At 66.2% G+C, this 18,410-nt stretch carries 10 protein-coding genes; 3 read left to right on the top strand and 7 right to left on the bottom strand.

Annotation, left to right across the window (positions count from 1 at the left end; translation table 11 throughout):
• Positions 1-2 precede the first annotated feature (2 nt).
• Complete coding sequence (locus FMZ75_RS00545; protein WP_166140924.1) at positions 3-5,882, top strand: MG2 domain-containing protein; 5,880 nt, start codon at positions 3-5, stop codon at positions 5,880-5,882.
• Between the two features lie 248 nt (positions 5,883-6,130).
• Positions 6,131-8,221 (top strand): transglycosylase domain-containing protein, encoded by a 2,091-nt coding sequence (locus FMZ75_RS00550; RefSeq protein WP_166141018.1) that lies wholly within the window; start codon positions 6,131-6,133, stop codon positions 8,219-8,221.
• A gap of 99 nt (positions 8,222-8,320) precedes the next feature.
• Here FMZ75_RS00550 and FMZ75_RS00555 read toward each other — a convergent pair whose 3' ends face one another.
• The 6 genes from FMZ75_RS00555 to FMZ75_RS00580 all read right to left on the bottom strand — a co-directional run bounded on the left by FMZ75_RS00555 (position 8,321) and on the right by FMZ75_RS00580 (position 15,446).
• Positions 8,321-9,301 carry a hypothetical protein gene (locus tag FMZ75_RS00555; protein ID WP_166140925.1) on the bottom strand — a complete coding sequence of 327 codons (981 nt, stop codon included), beginning with the start codon at positions 9,299-9,301 and terminating at the stop codon, positions 8,321-8,323.
• A 132-nt stretch (positions 9,302-9,433) separates the two neighbouring features.
• Entirely contained in the window at positions 9,434-10,492 is a 1,059-nt protein-coding gene (locus FMZ75_RS00560; protein WP_166140926.1) for a lipocalin-like domain-containing protein, read from the bottom strand.
• Entirely contained in the window at positions 10,482-12,962 is a 2,481-nt protein-coding gene (locus FMZ75_RS00565; protein ID WP_166140927.1) for an FtsX-like permease family protein, read from the bottom strand. The genes FMZ75_RS00560 and FMZ75_RS00565 overlap by 11 nt, the downstream gene beginning before the upstream one ends.
• Positions 12,959-13,651 carry an ABC transporter ATP-binding protein gene (locus tag FMZ75_RS00570; RefSeq protein ID WP_142864522.1) on the bottom strand — a complete coding sequence of 231 codons (693 nt, stop codon included), beginning with the start codon at positions 13,649-13,651 and terminating at the stop codon, positions 12,959-12,961. Before FMZ75_RS00570 ends, FMZ75_RS00565 begins: the two co-directional genes overlap by 4 nt.
• A 16-nt stretch (positions 13,652-13,667) precedes the next feature.
• Positions 13,668-14,663 (bottom strand): cell envelope integrity protein TolA, encoded by a 996-nt coding sequence (locus tag FMZ75_RS00575; RefSeq protein ID WP_142864499.1) that lies wholly within the window; start codon positions 14,661-14,663, stop codon positions 13,668-13,670.
• A gap of 282 nt (positions 14,664-14,945) precedes the next feature.
• On the bottom strand, positions 14,946-15,446 hold the full coding sequence (locus FMZ75_RS00580) for a helix-turn-helix domain-containing protein (RefSeq protein WP_142864501.1): 501 nt from the start codon (positions 15,444-15,446) through the stop codon (positions 14,946-14,948).
• A gap of 86 nt (positions 15,447-15,532) precedes the next feature.
• Here FMZ75_RS00580 and FMZ75_RS00585 point away from each other — a divergent pair, with 86 nt between their 5' ends.
• Positions 15,533-16,030: a PaaI family thioesterase gene (locus FMZ75_RS00585; protein ID WP_142864502.1), complete on the top strand. Its 498-nt coding sequence runs from the start codon at positions 15,533-15,535 to the stop codon at positions 16,028-16,030.
• 57 nt (positions 16,031-16,087) lie between these two features.
• On the opposite strand, the gene FMZ75_RS00590 is transcribed toward FMZ75_RS00585, so the two are convergent.
• Positions 16,088-18,382 (bottom strand): TonB-dependent receptor, encoded by a 2,295-nt coding sequence (locus tag FMZ75_RS00590; RefSeq protein ID WP_246728695.1) that lies wholly within the window; start codon positions 18,380-18,382, stop codon positions 16,088-16,090.
• Positions 18,383-18,410 lie beyond the last annotated feature (28 nt).

An 18,410-nucleotide genomic window follows, 5' to 3' on the forward strand; every position in this document is an offset into this window, starting at 1 on the left:
CGATGAAACGCATAGCTTGCTTCTCGATCCATTTCTCCATCGTCGCCGCGTCGATGGCGCTCCTCATTCTCGCTTGTCTCTGCGTCTCCGCGCCGCTGCGGGCCGAGCCGGCGTCCTTCGATCAATTGCGCCGCGCCGATGGCGCGCGCATCGTGCCGGACAAATTTCTGCGCAGCTATGATCCCATCACCATCTTCTTCGATCGCGACATCGGCCCCAAGGCCGGCGGACCGGAAGACGCGCATGAGAAATTCGCCAAGCTCTCCGGCGAGCCCGCCGGCGAATGGCGCTGGATCGGCGCGCGCGCGCTGCAATTTCGTCCCGCCGAGCCGTGGAAGCCGCTGCAGCGCGTCGATATAGAGGCGGGCGCCGCGGCGACGCGGCTCGTCGCGCTGCTGCCGACGCCCTCTTCCACCAATCCGACCGAGAGCGCCGATCCGATCGCCGATCTCGAGCAGATCACGCTCACTTTTCCAGAGCCCGTGGACATCGCCGCGCTGGCGCGGCTGCTGACGATCGAATTGCGTCCTGCGCCGGGAATTTCTCCACTCGGCGGCCAGCTGCTGACGCCGAAGGATTATGACATTCGTCCGCTGGAGCGCGCCGATCGCAACGCCGCGCAGAGCGTCGCCATTCGCTTGCGCGACTCGATTCACGACGGACGGGTCGCGATTCTGCGCTTGAAGCTCGCCGACGAGCCGGGCCTCGACGATGAGATTTTCGAATTGCGCGCACGCTCCGCTGCGCCTTTCGCCGTCAGCGAGGCGAGCTGCGGCCGCGGCTGGAGCGACGACAAGCAGGACGGCGTGCTGCGCTGCGCCTTCGGCTATGCCGTCGCGCCGGCGTCGGCTTCATCGGAGGGCGAGGAAGACTCCGCGCCCGTCTCCAATTACCAGCCCGCCAATCGGCGCCGGCTGACATTGAGCTTCACCGAGCAGCCGGACGAGATCGACATTCTGCGCGCGCGCGAGGCGCTGCGCATCTCGCCGCCGGTCGACGATCTCTCCGTCGAGATCGACCACAAGCGCCTCAACGTCTATGGCAAGTTTCTCTCCGATCGCGTCTATGAGCTGGCGCTCGCGCCGGGCGCTCTGCGCGATGTCAGAAAGCGCGCGCTCGCCTCGCGTTTCGCGCTTCGCTTCGCTTTCGATCGCGACCGGCCGGCGCTCGCATGGGACGCCGCGCAAGGGCTCGTCGAACGTTTCGGCCCGCAATTGCTGCCGCTGCGCGGACGCGGCTATGACCGCGCCGATATTCGCATTCATGCGATCGATCCGCTCGCGCGCGACTTCTGGCCTTTCCCCAAGAGCGGCGTCGAGACGGAGGACAGCGCCGCGCCGCCGTTGCCCGGCAATGAGCCCGCGCATTGGGGCCAGACCGATGCGCCGGAGGCCGAGGCGATCGCCGCGCGCATAAAGGCGCTGGGCTCGCCCGCCGTTTCGGCGCTGCTCGATCTGCCGATCCGCCGCAATGGCGCCGACGCCAAATTCGGCCTCGATCTCTTGAGCGAATTTGCCAAGATCGCCGGCGCTGGACAGCCGGGAACCTATCTCATCGGCCTGCGCGCCGTGGATGAGAAGAAACGCCATTGGCTGCGCGCGCAAGTGACCGATCTGTCGCTGAGCGCGATAGAGGAGCGCGCGCGCGTGCGCTTCGTCGTCACCTCGCTCGCCACCGCGCAGCCCATCTCCGGCGCGGAAGTGCGGCTCGAAGGTGTGAAGGGCGACAAATTCGTCACGCTCGCGCGCGGGACCACCGACAATTCCGGCTTCTTCGCTTTCGATCCCGGCAAGCGCGCGGAAGCCGATGTGCGCCGCATCGTCGTGACCAAAGGCCTCGACACGCTCGTGTTGGACGCCAATGACGGCCCCTCCGAATATGCGCGCGAGAATTGGACGAAGCCGGATGGCGCCTGGCTCGCCTGGACCGCGAATCCGCAGGAGCCGCGCAAGGAGGAACCGCGCACGCTCTGCCATGTGTTCGCCGAGCGGCCGATCTATCGGCCCGAGGAGCCGGTGCATATAAAGGGCTTCGTGCGCGCCTATCGCGATGGCGCTCTGGCCATTGCGAAAGCTGGTGGAACGCTGGTCGTCTCCGGTCCCGGCAATCAGGAATGGCGCATTCCGGTGAAGCTCGACGCCGCCGGGAGCTTCTATCACAAATTCGACGCGCAGACGCCGGCGACCGGCGATTATTCGCTGCGCTTCGAGCCCGATGGCGCAAAGCCGAAGAAGAGCGACACGAAAGGCGATGAGGCCGAGCCGAGCGAAAGCGCAGAGGCCGAGGGCGACGCGCCGCAGACCGCCTCTTGCGGACAGTTTCCGTTCAAGAAAGAGGCCTATCGTCTGCCGACATTCGAGGTGGTGCTCAATGCGCCGCAGATCGTTCCGCTCGACGGCGAGTTCAATGTCGATCTCATCGCGCGTTATTTCGCCGGCGGGCTGGTTTCGGAACGGCCGGTGAAATGGCGCGCCGTGCAATTTCCGCATGTGTTTCAGCCGCCCGGACGCGAGGGCTTTTTGTTCTCGAGCGACGCGCGCTTCTCCGGCGAGGGCAAGTTCAAATCCTCGCCGGTGCTGGAGCGCGACGCGCGCACCGACGCCGGCGGCGCCTCGCGCATGACCTTCGATACGACGATAGAGCCGACCGCGCAGCCGCGGCGCTATTCGATCGAGGCGACCGTCACCGGCGACGACGGAATAGAGGTGCGCAATGTGCAGAATGTCATCGCCGTTCCGCCTTTCGCGCTCGGCGTGAAGCTGTCGCGCTATGTCGAGCGGCCCGGCGCGGTGACGCCGGAGTTTCTCGCACTCGACGGCAAAGGCGAGGCCGTGGAAGGACTTCCCGTCACCATGCGCTTCATCAAGCGCAATTGGGTGTCGACGCTGCAGGCTTCCGATTTCGCGCAGGGCGCGGCGAAATATGTGACGCAGGTGATGGAGGAGACGCTCCTCGAGCGCAGGCTGACGAGCGCGAAAGAGGCGCAGAAAATAGAGCTGGAGGCGCGCGAGGCCGGCGTCTATGTCGTGCAGCTCGAGGCCTATGATCGCATCGGCCGTCGTCAGCAGGTGAGCGTCGATTTCTTCGTCGGCGGCAATACGCCTGTGACCTTCCAGCATCCGCCGGCTTCCACCGCGACGATCACGACCGACAAGCAATCCTATGCGCCGGGCGAGACGGCGACGCTCATCGTCCAATCGCCGTTCCAAAGCGCCAAGGCGCTCGCCATCGTCGAGCAGCCCAATGGCGTGTTCGATTATCAGCTCATCGACATCGCCAATGGCTTCGGGCGCTACACGCTCACGCTGCGCAAGGAGCAGACGCCGAAGCTCGCCGTGCATTTCCTCGTTATGCGTGGACGCTTGAAGGACAGCGCGCCGGCGGCGGCCTCCAATATCGACCAGGGCAAGCCGGTGACGATCGCCGCCACCAAATGGATCGAGGTGACGCCGGTCAAGAATATCGTGACCGCAAAGCTCGATTATCCGACGAAGGCGCGGCCGGGGCAGGAGGTGGAGGTCAGCTTGCGTCTTTCCGATGATCTCGGCAAGCCGCTCGCCGGAGAAGCGACATTCTGGATGGTCGATCAGGCGGTGCTGTCGCTCGCCAAGGAGCGGCCGCTCGATCCGCTGCCGGATTTCATCGTCGAGCGCGAGACGAGGCTCGCCGCGCGCGACACGCGCAATCTCGCCTTCGGCAAGATTCCGCTGGAGGAGATTCCTGGCGGCGACGCCGGCCTCGACGAATGGGGTGCGGAAACCAATGTCAGCGTGCGCAAGAATTTCACGCCCGTGCCGATCTATCTGCCGAGCGTGAAAGTCGGCGCCGACGGCGTCGCAAAGATCAAGGTGAAGCTGCCCGACTCGCTTACAATGTTCAAGCTGCGCGCCAAGGCGGTGAGCGGCGCCGATCGTTTCGGCTATGCGACGGGCGAGATGCTCATTCGTCAGGAGCTCGTCGCGCAGCCTGTGTTGCCGCGCTTCCTGCGGCCGGGCGATTCGCTCGATGTGTCCGTTCTCGCGCGCATCGTCGAGGGGCCCGGCGGCGGCGGCAGAGCCTCCGTCGCCGCAGAGGGGCTGACGCTGGCGAGCAATGCGTCGCAGGCTTTCAGCTGGATCGCGAACAAGCCCGCGCGCATAGACGTTCGCGCGAGCGTACCGGAGCCCGCGTCCGGCAAGGAGAGCGTGAAGCTGAATTTTCGCGTGGAGCGCGAAGCCGACCATGCGCGCGATGCGGTGGAGATCGACTTGCCGATCAGGCCCGATCGCCTGCCTGTGCGGCGCTATGAGATCGTCGAGATCGCGCCTGGCGAGAGCAAGACCCTCGCGGCCGCGACCGACGCCGCGCGGCCCGGCTCCTTCCGCCGTGATGTGACGCTCGCCGGCGATCCCGCTCTGGTGCGGCTCGTCGCGGGATTGAACGCGCTCGTGGAATATCCTTATGGCTGCACAGAGCAACGCCTCTCGCTCGCGCGCTCGGCGCTGGCGCTCAAAAATTTCACGCCGATTCTCTCGGCCGCGGGGCTCGAGAGCCGTCTTTCGAGCGATGTGCGCAACACGATCCACGCGATCGATCAGGCGGTCGACGCCGATGGGCTCGTCGCCTTCTGGCCGCGCGCGCGCGGAAATGTGTCGCTCACCGCCTGGGCCTATTCTTTCCTCGTCGGCGCAGAACGCGCGGGCGAGCCGTTCGACAAGCCGCTCGCCGATCGTCTCGCCAATGTGTTGAAGCTGTCGCTGCGCTCGGATTATCCGCGTCTGCTCTCCGGCGAGGAATTGCGCGAGCGCGTCGAGGCGCTGATCGCGCTCGCCGAGGGCGGCAAGCTCGACGAATCCTATGTGGCCGAGCTGTCGCGCCATGCCGATTTCATGGCGGGCGCCAGCGTGGCGGAGCTGACGCGCGCCGCCGCGCGCGCGCAATCTGGCGATCGGCGCATCGTCGATTCCTTGCTCGATTCGCTGTGGAGCCGCGTGAAGATTCTCTCACGCAATGGCGCGCAATATTACGCAGGCCAGGCGGCGGACGGCGGCAATGCGGTCATCCTTCCATCCGAGACGCGCTCGCTCGCGGAGATGCTGCGCGCCGTCACCGTCGCCTCGCCGTCCGATCCGCGCGCGGGGCTATTGCGCGACGCGCTGCTGCGATTGGGCGAGGGCGACGGCTGGGGCTCGACCAACGCCACTGCCGCCGCGATCGATGCGCTCGCCGAGATTTGGCGTCGTCCGCAAACGCCGCTGCAATTCGCGCTCTCGCAGGACGGCGCGCCGCCGCGGACGCTGACGCTGGACGCCAATAATCCCATCCTGCGCGAGACGAGCACGGCTCCTGCGGCGCTGACGATCGTCAATCGTGGAACCGCGCCGATCGTGGCGCTGGTCGAGACGCGATACGAGCCGCAAGAGAGCGGCGCGAAGGCTTTGCCGGTGAGCGAAGGCTTCGCGCTGACGCGCGATATTCTGCGCGTCGGCAAAGCGGATGCGCCATTGGAAAAAATCGCGGCGGAGAATGGCGTCGTGAAGCTAGCCATCGGCGATGTGATCGAGGAAACAGCGGAGCTCGTCAATCCGCAGGCTCGCACCCATGTGGCGATCTCGCTGCCGCTGCCGGCCGGCTTCGAGCCACTGAACCCCAATCTCGCGACGGCGCCCGCCGAGGCGCAGCCGTCGAGCGCGCCGACGCTGGCGCCGACCAGCGTCTCCTTCGGCGACGATCGCGTGTTCTATGCTTACGATCAGCTGCCGAAGGGAAGCTATCGCTTCGCCTTCCGCGCCAAGGCGCAGACGGCGGGCGCCTTCACCGAGCCGCCGGGCGTCGTCGAGACGATGTATAAGAAAGGGCTGCAAGCGCAGAGCGCCGGCAAGCGCGTGGAAATCACGAAATGAAGTCGCTTCGCGGTTTCCTTCTCCCGCTTGCGGGAGAAGGTGGCGAACGCAGTGAGCCGGATGAGGGCTCTCGCGGCCCCCCGGACCCTCATCCGTCGCGCATTCGCGCGACACCTTCTCCCACGAGTGGGAGAAGGAGGGGGCCCGCGCTCTTGTTGCTATTCTTTATCATCGCGCTTCTTCCGACCGCCCTCCTCGCCCATACCGCCCTTTCCCGCGCCGTTCTCGTCGCGCCGCGGCCGACGCCGATGGTCTATGACCGCAACGGCGCTTTTCTCACGCAGATCGGCGCGCGTGATGCTGCGCGGATCGACTATGGCTATTGGCCATTGCGTGACATTCCACAGCGGGTCGCGCTCACGACGCTCGCGCTCGAGGATCGCCGCTTCGCCTCGCATGGGGGCGTCGATGCGCGCGCATTATTGCGCGCGGCATGGCGCAATCTCGTCGGGGGCAAGCGCCGCGAGGGCGCCTCCACCATCGCCATGCAGGTCGCGCGGATGCAAAATCCCGCGCCGCGCAGCGTCTCCGCCAAGATCGTGGAAGCGGCGACGGCGCTCGCGCTCGTCGCGCGCAAGGGTCATGACGCCGTGCTCGCGCATTATCTGCGTCTCGCGCCCTATGGCAATGGCAGCCATGGAATAGCCCATGCCGCGCGCTTTTATTTCGACAAGCCGGTCGCGGATCTCTCGCTCGCCGAGATCGCGCTGCTCGCCTCCGTTCCGCAATCGCCCGGCCGCATGAATCTCTTTCGCGAGAGCGGGCTCGCCCTCGCGCGCGCGCGGGCGGCGCGCGCTTTGACTTATCTCGCGCGCGAAAATCGCGTCGAGCCGGCGCAAATCGCGCTCGCGGAGCGGCAGCTCGCGACTCTGCGCCCGATCGGCGCCGCGCGGCGGCCGGAGGCGCTGCATCTCGCATTGCGCTATGAGAGGCTCGTACGCGAGGGCCTCATAGCGCCGGCCTCGGCTCATGATCCGCGCATCGGCGCGACGATCGATCTCTCATTGCAAGAGAAGCTCGCGCATGTCGCGCGTCGTTATCTCTCGCTGTGGCGCTCGGCGGGCGCGCAGCAGGTCGCGCTCATGGTCGTGGAGCGCGGCACGGGCGCGGTGCTCGCCGATATCGGCTCCTCCGATTATCGCGACTGGCGCGACGGCGCGATCGATTTCACTCGCGCTCTGCGTTCGCCCGGCTCGACGCTGAAGCCTTTCGTCTATGCGCTCGCATTCGAGCGCGGCGCGCTCGAGCCCACCGATCTCCTCGCCGATGTTCCAGAGGGCGCAGCCGGCGTCAACAATGCCGATGGCGCCTTTCTCGGGCCGATGCTGCCGCGGCAGGCGCTCGCCAATTCGCGCAATGTGCCCGCGACCAATCTCATGCGCCGGGTCGGGCTCGAGGCCAATTTCCAATTTCTGCACGATCTCGGCCTGCATGATCTCGAGGCCCCGGCGGAATCCTTCGGCCTCTCCATGGCGATCGGCGCGCTGCCGACGCGGCTCGAGCATTTGATGCGCGCTTATGGCGCGCTCGCCGAGGACGGCCTGCTGTCCGATCTCGTCTTCGCGAAGGAGCAGACGCGCCGCCGCTCCATTCGCGTTATGTCGAGCGACACGGCGCGGCTCGTCACCTCCATGCTGGCCGATCCGCTCGCGCGTCTGCCGAGCTTCCCGCGCTATGGGCCGCTCGAATATCCTTTCGCCGTGGCGGTGAAGACCGGCACGTCGCAGGCCTATCGCGACGCTTGGACCATCGCATTCTCGCGCAAGGCCGTCGTCGGCGTATGGGTCGGCCGCGGCGACGCCGGCGCGATGAACAGGCTGAGCGGCGCTTCCTCGAGCGCGCGGCTCGCTCATGCGGCGCTGACTCTCATTCAGGGCGCAAGGCCCGGCGAGACGGAGGCGGGGACCTTTCCACCGCCGCGGGGCCGCGCGCCGATGGAAATGTGCCTCGCCGGCGGACGCAGCGACGGAAGCTGCGGCGAAACGCTGGTGGAATGGGTGAAGCCGGAGAGAGCGCAGTCCCTGCCCGTCGGCGCGAGCAGCGCGTCGCGGCCTGCGCCGCTCGACGAAAATCTCGAGCTCGCGATCGCGACGCCCGAGAATCGAACCCATATTTGGCGCAATCCCGAGCAGCCGGCGGCGCTCGATCGCCTCGCCCTGCGCGTCTCGGCCCCCGCCTCGGTGGAGCAAATTCTCTGGATGGTGGACGGCAGGCCGTTTCAGCTCGCCGATGCGGACAAGCCGGCGTTTTGGCCCATGCAGCCCGGAACGCATCGATTTCAAGCGCGTCTGCCGCTGCGGCCGGGCGGCTCGCGCGTCGTGGAGGTGACGATCGAGTGAGAGCCGGGCCGCGGCTTTTTTCGTCTCGCCCTCAGATGTTTACCAGGGCCGTCTTTTTCCTTGAAGCAGCCGGGTCGCGCGCGATCGACAGGCGGCGGCTCAGCGTAGCGGCAGATGCGACATGCGCAAGAACGCCGAGACGAGCTTCACCATGACGCCGACGAAGCCCGAGCCTCCATAGAAGCTGTCCTTGTTGAGCTGCACATAGACATAGGCCGGGCGCTCGGAGCGATTGGTCAATTCGCAGACGAGGAAGCCTTCGCGCGCCCGCATCGATTCGAATAAAATGCCTGTCGCTTCGATGAATTCGCGCAGGCGCGTCCGCACTGGCTTTGCGACGATCGAGACCGGCGCGTGGTCTTCGTCGTCTGGATGGCATTGGCTCGTCGGGCGCAGCTTCGAATCGATATTCTCGGTCGCGGCGATGACATTGCCGAGCGCGAAATCGCGGCTCTCGCCCGGCGCGAGCCGTTCGCACCAGACCATTGTGCGGCCGGAAAGGCAGAGAATCGCTTGTCTCCCCGCACTCTCCAATTCTTCCGCGCGATAGACATAAGGCGCGCGCGCCCAGCTCATGGTGGCGGCGTCGCAGGGAGTCGAATGTATCGCCACCTCGGCCGAGGAGCAGAGATAGGAGGGCTGAAGAAACTTAAGCGCCGGCGCGCCTTCGCGCGCGAGCTCGGCGAGATCGATTTTCTCGACGACATTGCCGGCGCCGGCGGAGAGGAGAATCTGCCGCTGATCGCCGAGCGTGGCGACGCGGTTCAGCCGAACGTCGCCGCCGCCGCAGAATATCTGCAGAAAAGCGTTGCTCTCATTGGCGAAGAAGGAGCGCTGCGGAATCGCGTGCGGGCTCTGGCGCGGGATCGTCTTGACGCCCGGCCAGCGGCAGACGGAGCGATTGGGACGATCGAAAAACGCCGTGTTCGGCCCCAGAGTGACGACGAGCCCCTCTTGTCCCTCGAGCAGGCGAAAGTCGCTCTCGCCCGCGGCGAGAATAGGACGATCGCGGCTGAAGAAGGGATTGTTCGTGAATGTGCGCAGGCCGAGATCGAGGAAAAAGGTCGGCGACAGATACATGTGAGAAATCCCTTGGCGATACGCCGCCGGAAACGCGTCCGGCGAGAGCGCTGCGTCAGAAGAAAGCGTCCCAGTATGGATAGAGCCGATGACATTTGGATCAAGCTTCGGCGGAGAATCGAAGCCGGCGCTTCAGTATCCCGTCATCTCGAGGTAGCCCTCGCCGCGATGTGAGCCGAAGACGGCGATGGGCCCTTCGAAATAGCCGAGGCCAGTTCCCATGAAGCTCTGCGAATTGAGCGGCTTCGCCTCTATGTCGAGGCGAAGGCTCGCGACGCGCACACGCCAGCGTATGGGCAGCAGGCGGCCGGAGACGAGGCTCTGCTCCAGCGGCTCGAGAAAAATATCGTCGCGCGCGAGCGCGCGCGCCGCGCCATCGGCGGAGATGAAGCTTCCCGAGACGAAGGGGAGCGTCTTGTCGCTGCGTAAGCGAAACAGCATCAGCGCTGCGCCGCCGTCGAGATGCAGCGAGAACCAGTCCCAGCCTTTCTGATCCGCGGCGAGCGGGCGGCTGCTCCACTCATGGTCCATCCAGGCGCGGCCCGTGACCTTGCGCTCGGCGCCGTCTATGGCGAGCGCGCCTTCGACGCGGAAAAAAGGCTGGCTGTAATAATAAGAGGCCTGTCCGCTCTCCGATTTGCGGCTGAAGCCGGCTTCGCCATGCAGCGCGAGCGGCTCGTCGGCGGCGAGCGCGAGCGTGTAGCGAAAGCGCGGCGTGACGGCGGCTATGCTCGCGCCGGAGAGATTGGATTCTGTCGCGGAAAAGGACCAATTATCGATAAAGGCGCGGAATGGCGCCGCCTCGACGCCCGCCTGTCCGACGCCGCCGCGCGCGCGGGTCTCGGTGAAGAGATGCAGCGTGTCCGTCGTGACGGCCGCGTGCGCGACAAAGGCTTGCGGACTGTCCCAGCCTTCGCCGTCCTGCGGCGCGCGGGCGTGACGGAACAAGGTCCATTGCGCGCCATAGGATTTGCCGGACTCGTCTTTCAGATTGGCGGTGAGATACCACCACTCGATGCGAAATTGCGGATGCGCGCCATGATCGCGCGGAAAGACGAGCCTATGGCCGGGCTGCGGCTCGGCGAAGCCTCGAGCCTCATCGCCGAGGCCGGCGAAACCCTCTGCGTGGGCGAAAGAGGCGGCGCACAGCGCCAGCGAGAGGAAGAGGCCGCGCATCGCGTCAGCGTTCATTGGCGAAGACCGCGAGCAGCGAGGCCGGCGCGATGCGCGCGAGACGGCGAATGGGCAATAGCGCGGCGAGCGCGGCGGTGAGCAGCGCCAGAGCGAAGACTTCGAGCCATTGCGATGGAAACACATGAAAGGGCAGGCGCCAGCCGAAGGCGCGGACATTGACGATGGCGACGAGATCATAAGCGAGCGCGAGGCCGAGCGGCACGGAGACGAGCGCCGTCGCCGCCGCGAACAGCGTGACGCGCACGAATTCGAGCAGAGAGAGGCTGCGCCGCGAGACGCCCGCCGCCCAGAGCGGCGCGATCTGCGGCGTGCGCGCGGCGGCGAGCGTGGTGAGGCTGGCGAATAGCGCAATGGCCGAGACCACGAGCGTCAGCGTGTCGAGCGCGGCGGTGACGGCGAAAGTGCGCTCGAATATGGTCATCGAGCGCTGCTTCAGCGCCGCCTGATCGATGATGCGCGCGACGCCGGCTCCGAATTCCGATTGCAGCGCGAGCATCACATCGGGCGCGGATTCGGCCTTGGCGCGCAGCATATAGTCGAGCTTGCGCGCGTCCGGCCAGCGCGATACGAGCGCATCGCGATCGACGCGCAGCTGGCCCTTGGCGGCGCCGTAATCGGGATAGAGTCCGACGATCTCGACGCGCCAATCGCCTGTCGGCGTCGGTATGTCCAAATGAGAGCCGAGCTCCAGACGAAGACGCCGCGCGAGCTGCTCGCTGACGAGGGCGGCCTCGCCGCGCGCGACGGAGCCCCAAGCGTCGGCGCGCGTTTCGAGCAATGGAAAATGCGCGCTGAATGTCTCATGCGGCGGCGCGCCGACGATCTCGACGGGCCAAGCGGTTTCGATAGCCGAGGCGCGCAGAGTCGTCTTCGCCTTGCACAGCGGCAGAATGGCGGCGACGTCCTCGCGGCTCGCGAGCCAGGTCTCGATCCGATGCGCGTCCGTCTCGCTCGCGGCTTCGAAATAGATTTCCGCGACGAGGCGCTGATCGAGCCATTGCGCGAATGTGCGACGGAAGCCCTCCACCATCGAGCCGACGCCTATGTTGGTCGAGAGCGCGAGCAGCAGCGCCATCAGCGCCAGCGAGAGGCCGGGAAGCTGCTGCAGCGCATCGGCGAAGAACCACTTTGTGAGCGGTCCGCGCGCGCGTCGCTCGCCGAGTCGCAGCATTGCGGCGAGCGGCAGCGGCAGAGCGAGCGCCGCGCCGAGCAGCAATCCCGCCATGGAGACGAAGCCGGCCTCGAGCCCTTCGCCCAAGAGCAGCGCCGCCGCCGCGCCCATGAGCGCGAGAGCGGCGAGCGCCGCTTGGCGGCGCAGCCAACGCCGCTGCGCCTCGCGCCAGGCGAAGGGCTGCGCTATGGCGAGCACGGGCAGGCGCAGAGTCTTGACGAGACCGCTCGCCGCGGCGATCGCGGCGCCGATCAGCGCCATGCCGATTCCGGATATCCACCAGGAGGGCGCGAGGCCGAGCGCGCCGTCGAGCTCGGCGCCATAGAGTCCTTCGAGGCTCGCGGCCATATCGGGCAGCAGAGCGGCGGCGATGAGATAGCCGCCGACCATTCCCGCCGCGCCGGCGAGAAGCGCGAGCAGCATCAGCTCCGCGATCAGCGCGAAGGCGAGCGCGCGCAAGGAGGCGCCGATCGCGCGCAGCGTGCGGATAAGGGGCAGGCGCTGCTCGAAGGCGAGGCCGAAAGACGCATGAGCGATGAACAGCCCGACCACATAGGCCAGAAGGCCGAAGGCGGTGAGGTTGAGATGAAAGCTGTCGGTGAGCTTGGCGAGTTCCGGCGCCTCATCCGCCTCGACGCGGCGTAGAGCCTCGCCGATGACGGCTGCGAGCGCGGGCGCATCCGGCGCGGGCTCCTCGGCGATGAGCAGGCGCGACAAACGCGCCGGCCGATGCAGCAGGCGTTGCGCGACGCCGATGTCGACGACGATCATTCCCGGCGAGAGGTCTTCGGCGATGGCGAGCGGCGGCAGCCTATCCGCGTCGCCGATCCTCGGCGTCGCGCCCATGGCGAGGCCGAGCGCGCGCAGAGTTTGCGGCGCGGCCAGCGCACGGCCGGGCGGGCCGAGGAAATCATTCAGCGCCTCGCCCGTCGGCATTTTGGCGCTGGAGATTTTGGGCAGAGTCAGCGGCTCGACGCCGACGAGACGATAGGATTTGTCGCCGAGGCGGATCGTCCCCTCGAGGATCGGCGAGACCTTCCAGCCGGCGCGCCGCAGAGCGACGAAAATATCCTGCGCGAAAAATCCGCCGCTCGTCGCAACGAGGCTCGGCGAGGCGCCGAGGCCGAGCGCGCCGGCCGCATGGTCATAGCTACGGCGCGCTTGATCGTTGAGCGCCGCGACGCCGCTCCACAGCGCAGTCGCTATGGCGAGGCCGACGAAGAGCGCGGCGAATTGGCCGGGCCGCCGCCGCCAATGGCTCGCGAGAGTCGCCAGCGCATAGAGAAATTGCCTCATAGAGCGAGCCTTCCGCTGGCGAGCGTGACGCGGCGGTCGAGCCTCGCGGCGAGCCGCGCGCTATGCGTGACCATCAGCACCGCGGCGCCCGCTGTGGCGGAGAGCTCGAGCAGAAGATCGAGCACGGCGTCGCCGGTCGCTTCATCGAGATTGCCGGTCGGCTCGTCGGCGAGCAGCAGCCGCGGGCGCGGCGCCAGCGCGCGGCCGACGGCGACGCGCTGCTGCTGCCCGCCCGACAATTGTTCGGGATAGCGATCGAGCAGCGCCGAAAGGCCGAGGCGCTCGGCGAGCGCGTCGCGCCAATCGCGATCGTAATGGCCGGCGAGCCGCGCTTGCAGAGCGAGATTGTCGCCGACGGTGAGGCTGGGCACGAGATTGAACTGTTGGAACACGACGCCGAGCGTCTTGCGGCGCAGCGCCGCGCGGCCGTCGTCGTCGAGCTTCGTCACTTCCACATCGTCGATGCGAATGGCGCCGCTATCGGCATGGTCGAGCCCGGCGACGAGATGCAGCAGCGTGCTCTTGCCGCTGCCCGACTCGCCCATCAGCGCGAGGCTCGTCCCGGCGGCGAGCGCGAGGTCGACGCCGCGCAGAACGGGCAGCGGCCCCTGCGGCCCGCGATAGGATTTGGAAAGGCCCGTCACGCGCAATAATGCGCCATTTACGGCCGCATCACGCGCCGCCGACATCACGCTCAAAACGCCCTCATTTCGGATCGAAGTGGAATTGGATGCCGCGCGGATGGCCATAGGGCGGCGCGGGGAAAGGCGCGGCGCGGCGCACGGCGGCCAGGGCGGCGTTGTCGAGCTCCGGAAAGCCGCTCGAGCGATAGACCGCCTGATGCGTGAGATGCCCGCCCTCGTCGATGAAGAACACGACGACGCCATGATTTGGCGTCGTCTTGTTGCGCAAGGGCGGCGGCACATGCAAATGCGGTATTATCAGCCCGTAGAGGACGGAGAGATAAGTGGTCTTCGCCGTGCCGCCGCTGACCGGCGCCGGCCTGGAGGAGCCGGAAAGCTTGAAATCCGGCAGCGGCTCCAGCGAGGCGAGCTGATCGGCGATGGATTTCGGCTTGGGCTCGGGCGAGGCCTTGATCTCGACATCGCCCCGCCTGTCGTCGAGCCGCGCCTCGAGCTGCGGCTGCCCCTGCTCGACGATCTCGGCGTCGGGCTTGTCCTCCTCCGCCTTGGGCGTCGCCGGCGCGGGCTCGGCTCTGGCCGCCTGCTGCTGTTGCGGATCGGCGGATTTTTCCTGCGCAGGCTTGGCGGCGCGCTGCTCATTGGGCGGCTCGCGACGAGCGGATTTGGTCTCCTGATCCGGCGCCTCGCGGTCGAGCTTCTCCTGATTCGGCGCGCGCGGCGCGTCGAAGGCGGGCTTCTCGTCGTCGACGAGCTTTTGCGGCGGCGGAGGCTTCTGCTTCTCCTTCTCCTCGGGCTTGGGCTGCTCTTTCTCGGGCTCCGGCTCTGGTTGCGGCTGTTCCTGTGGCGGCTGCGGCGCCTCGGCGACCACTTCGAGCGGAATTTCCTGTTCCATCGTCGGAATATCGATCGACACCAGCATTTGCTCGAGCAGAAAGACGGCCAGGACGAAAATATGGACCAGCGCCGAAAGAATAATGGGCGCGAGCGAAGGCTTCGCAGGTCCCTCGCTCTCGGGCTGCGTTATCAGACGTTCGGCCGGGTCTGCTCTCAAGCTCATGTCAGAAGCGACATTCGAACGCCGCATTGCGGAAAAAGGACGGCGCGAGCGTCGCTTTTCGTCCCGACCGAACGGATGCGCCGCCCGCTTCCGTTCCGCGAGATGTTCCGGCGGCGCCGGGCGCGACATTGAAAAAGCTGCGCATCATCGAGCCGGCGATCCAGGTGAGAGTGGAGAGCATTCACACGAAACCGGCCGAGGGTTCAACCCTCGTTCGTCTCGGCCCGCCCGCCCGGTGCATCGACGGCGCCATGGCGAGGATAGCGGTGGCCGGAGCCGCCGTCATCTCGGGAGTATTTCCGAAGCCGCGTCGGCCAGGCGCCGGCGGATTTTCTCATCCGCGCCGGGACCGGGGGCGATTCTCACCTCCTGCGGGGCGAGCGCCGCGCCGCTGGCGCCCCTCACGCACAGCGCCGCGATCTCCTCGCCCGTCGACCGCTCCAGCAGCCGCAGCGGAGGCCCCGCCGGCGCCGCCCAGCGGTCGCCCCATTGCATCAGCGCCACCAGAACCGGAAACAGGTCGCGGCCCTTCTCGGTCAGACGGTAATCGCGCGGATTGCCGCGCCCCGGAACGTCGACGCGTTCGAGCACGCCACAGGCGACGAGCTTGGACAGCCGCTCGCTCAGCACATTTTTGGCGACGCCGAGATTGCGCTCGAACTCGCCGAAGCGTCGCGTTCCGAGAAAAGCCTCGCGGATGAGGAGCAGCGTCCACCATTCGCCGACGATCTCCAGCGCCCGCGCCACGGAACAGGCCTGATCCGGGAATTGCTCGTTTCGCATCGTCTCGCTCGGGCTCTATTTGGTCTCTTGACGAAACTAAATATAAGACGCAGTTTCACGCGCGACTATAGAGGGGAGAGCGCCTCATGTCGGATCAAACGAGGATTCATGTCGGCGGCGCCTTGCCGCTGGAGCGCCTGCGCTCGATGAGCGGGCTGGACGTCGTCCGGGCCATGGGCGAAGCCGCCCTGCCGGTTCCGCCCATATTGCTCTTTTTCGGCTTCCGCCCCGTGGAGATAGAGGATGGGCGGGTGGTCTTCGCGGCGACGCCGGACGAGCGCCACTACAATCCGCTCGGAACGGTTCATGGAGGCTATATCGCCGCGCTGCTGGATTCGACGATGGGCTGCGCCGTGCATACGACGCTGCCGCCGGGCCAGCTCTATACGACGCTGGAGTTCAAGGTGAACTTCACCCGCACGATCACGGCCGGCGTCGACATTCACGCCGAGGGAAATGTGCTGCACAGAGGCCGCAGCGTCGCGACGGCGGAAGCGCGGCTCTATGACGCGCGGCGGCGCCTGCTCGCTCATGCGACGACGAGCTGCATGATCTTCGCCGCCGACCGCGAGCCGAACGGCTGACGACGTCGCGCTATTCTCCCGCGCCTTCGGCGGGGGAGAATAGCGGCGATCCTCGCCTCAGAATTTGAACTTCACGCCGCCCTGTATCGCACGCGGCTGGCCGGAATAAATCGAGCCGGTCGAATTTTGCGCGAGCACGAAGCCGGGATTTTGAAATCCCGAGGTGAGCGAATTGGCGATCACCGTCGCCGAGGCGACGTAAGTCCTGTCGAACACATTGCGCACCTCGACGAAGGCGGAGATGTTCTTCAGGAAGCCGATCGATACGTCGCGATCGTAATGCAGGTTGAGATTGACGAGGCCATAGCCCGGTATGGTGAGCTGATTGCCATTGTCGATGAAATAGGAGCTCTTCAGCACATATTCGAGATAGGCGCCGACGCCTTTGAAGTCGCCCTGCGGAATGTCGTAGCCGATGCGCGTCGTCAGCTCATGCGGAGCGACGCCGGGAATCTTATAGCCCGCGCGGTCGAAAAACGAGTTCGGCCCACGCTGCTCGACGAAGCTCGTGAAGATCTGATTATTGTAGGAGTAATTGGCGAGCAGTCGCCAGCCGTCGATCGGCCGCCAGTCGAGCAGGAACTCCGCGCCGCGATGGACAGAGCCCGGCGCATTATAGGTGTAGTTCTTGAGGCCATTGCCCGGCGACTGCGTCAGCATCTCGTTCTGATACCATTCGTAAAAGCCGTTGAGCGTGACTTTCAGCGTCTCCGTCGGCGTCCAGTCGAAGCCGGCGTCGAAGCCCGAATTGCGCTGCGATTTGAGATTTGTGTTATTGCCGTCGAGCCCCTGCTGATTGACGAAGAGGAAGCCATATTGCGGCGTTCCATAGCCGCTCGAGGCGCGCGCATAGAATTTCCACTCGCGATCGGGCCGCCAGGTCACCGAGGCTTCCGGCGCGAAATTCCAGAAGGTGCGATTGGCCGGCACGGTGGTCAGCGCGCCGGAGGGATAGGAGACGGAAGAGGACAGCGCCGCGACCTTGCTCATTTCCGTGGCGAGAGCGATCACGCCCGTCACATCCGGCGCGAGCTCGAGCTCCTCGCGGAAACGGCCGCCGAGATTGGAATGCATGATCTCCTGCTTGTTGGTGAGCAATGGCCCGAGATCGCCATTGCCCCAGCCGAGCAGATTCTGCGAGTAGGTGGTGAAGCGCGTGTGATTGTACCAGGCGGCGAAATTGCTGGTCAGCTCACGGCCCTGCAGCGCGCCGTGATGGGTGAGGTCGGTGGAAATATTGATCGAGGGCGCGTCGCCATAAGTGACAGGCGTGTCGATCGGCTGATAGAAATCCTTGTCGTCATAGATGAACTGCGTGCGTAGCACCGTCTGCGCGTCGATGTCGTGCTCCCAGCGCAGGCCCAGCATGTCGCGCCGGTCGTTGCGATGCCAGCCCGATTGCAGCGCCGAGACTTGCGCCGTCGCGCCATTGGTTCCGTTGAGGAACACCGCCGTCTGTCCGCAGAGGCTGCGGCTGAAGGCGGTGGAGGGCGTCGGCAGCCCGTAACAGCCGCGCTGATAGGGGTTGAAATAGAATTGGTTGAGCGACATGCGCGCCGGCACATTGCCGTAGAGCTGATTGTGGACCCATTTGAAGGTGAAGCGATCGGTCGGGGTCGCCTCGTAGCTCGCCTTCAGATTCACCGTCTGCGTGTTGAATTCCGTATGCGTCGTCGAGCCTTCGCCGCGTGCGTCGCTGGCGAAGAGGGCGATGTCGAAATCGCCGTATTTCTTGCCGATCGTCGTATAATTGGTGAGATAGCCGAAGCTGCCGGCTTCATGGCCCGTCTCCACGCCGTCGATCTCGGCGCCCGTGCGGGTGCGGAAATTGATGGCGCCGCCATTGGCCCAATTGCCGAACAGGGCGGAGGAGGGGCCGCGATAGACGTCGACGCCCGCATAGGCGTGCGGATCGGTCGAATCGGTGCGCGAGAATCCGTCCGGCTGCGTCATGGTGAAGCCGTCCTCGAGCAGGACGATATTGCGCATCGCCCCGCCGATGCGCGCGCCGGAGCCGCGAATCGACAGAGTCATGTCGCGCGGCCCATTGCCCTGCTTGAAGGAGACGCCGGGGCTGTATTGGACGAGATCGCCGATGGTGACGAGCGGCGAGGTCTTGAAGTCCTCGCGCTTCACCGTCGTGAACGTCTGGCCGGTCGGATCGCGATAGACGGGCAGCGCTTTCTTCTCGGGAGAAAATCCCGGCGCCGAGATATTTTTGTCCCGCGCGGAGGGCGCGCCTTCGGCGGCGATGTCGATGGAGGGAAGCGCCTCTTGCGCCATGGCGGAGGAAAGAGACGCGACGAGGAGCGCGCCGGCGGAGACGCCGCGCGAAAGAGCAGTGCGAATCATGAGAGTTTCTCCTGGCGCGGCAGGATCG

The sequence above is a fragment of the Methylosinus sp. RM1 genome, assembly GCF_011378635.1.
GTDB classification, from domain to species: Bacteria; Pseudomonadota; Alphaproteobacteria; order Rhizobiales; family Beijerinckiaceae; genus Methylosinus; species Methylosinus sporium.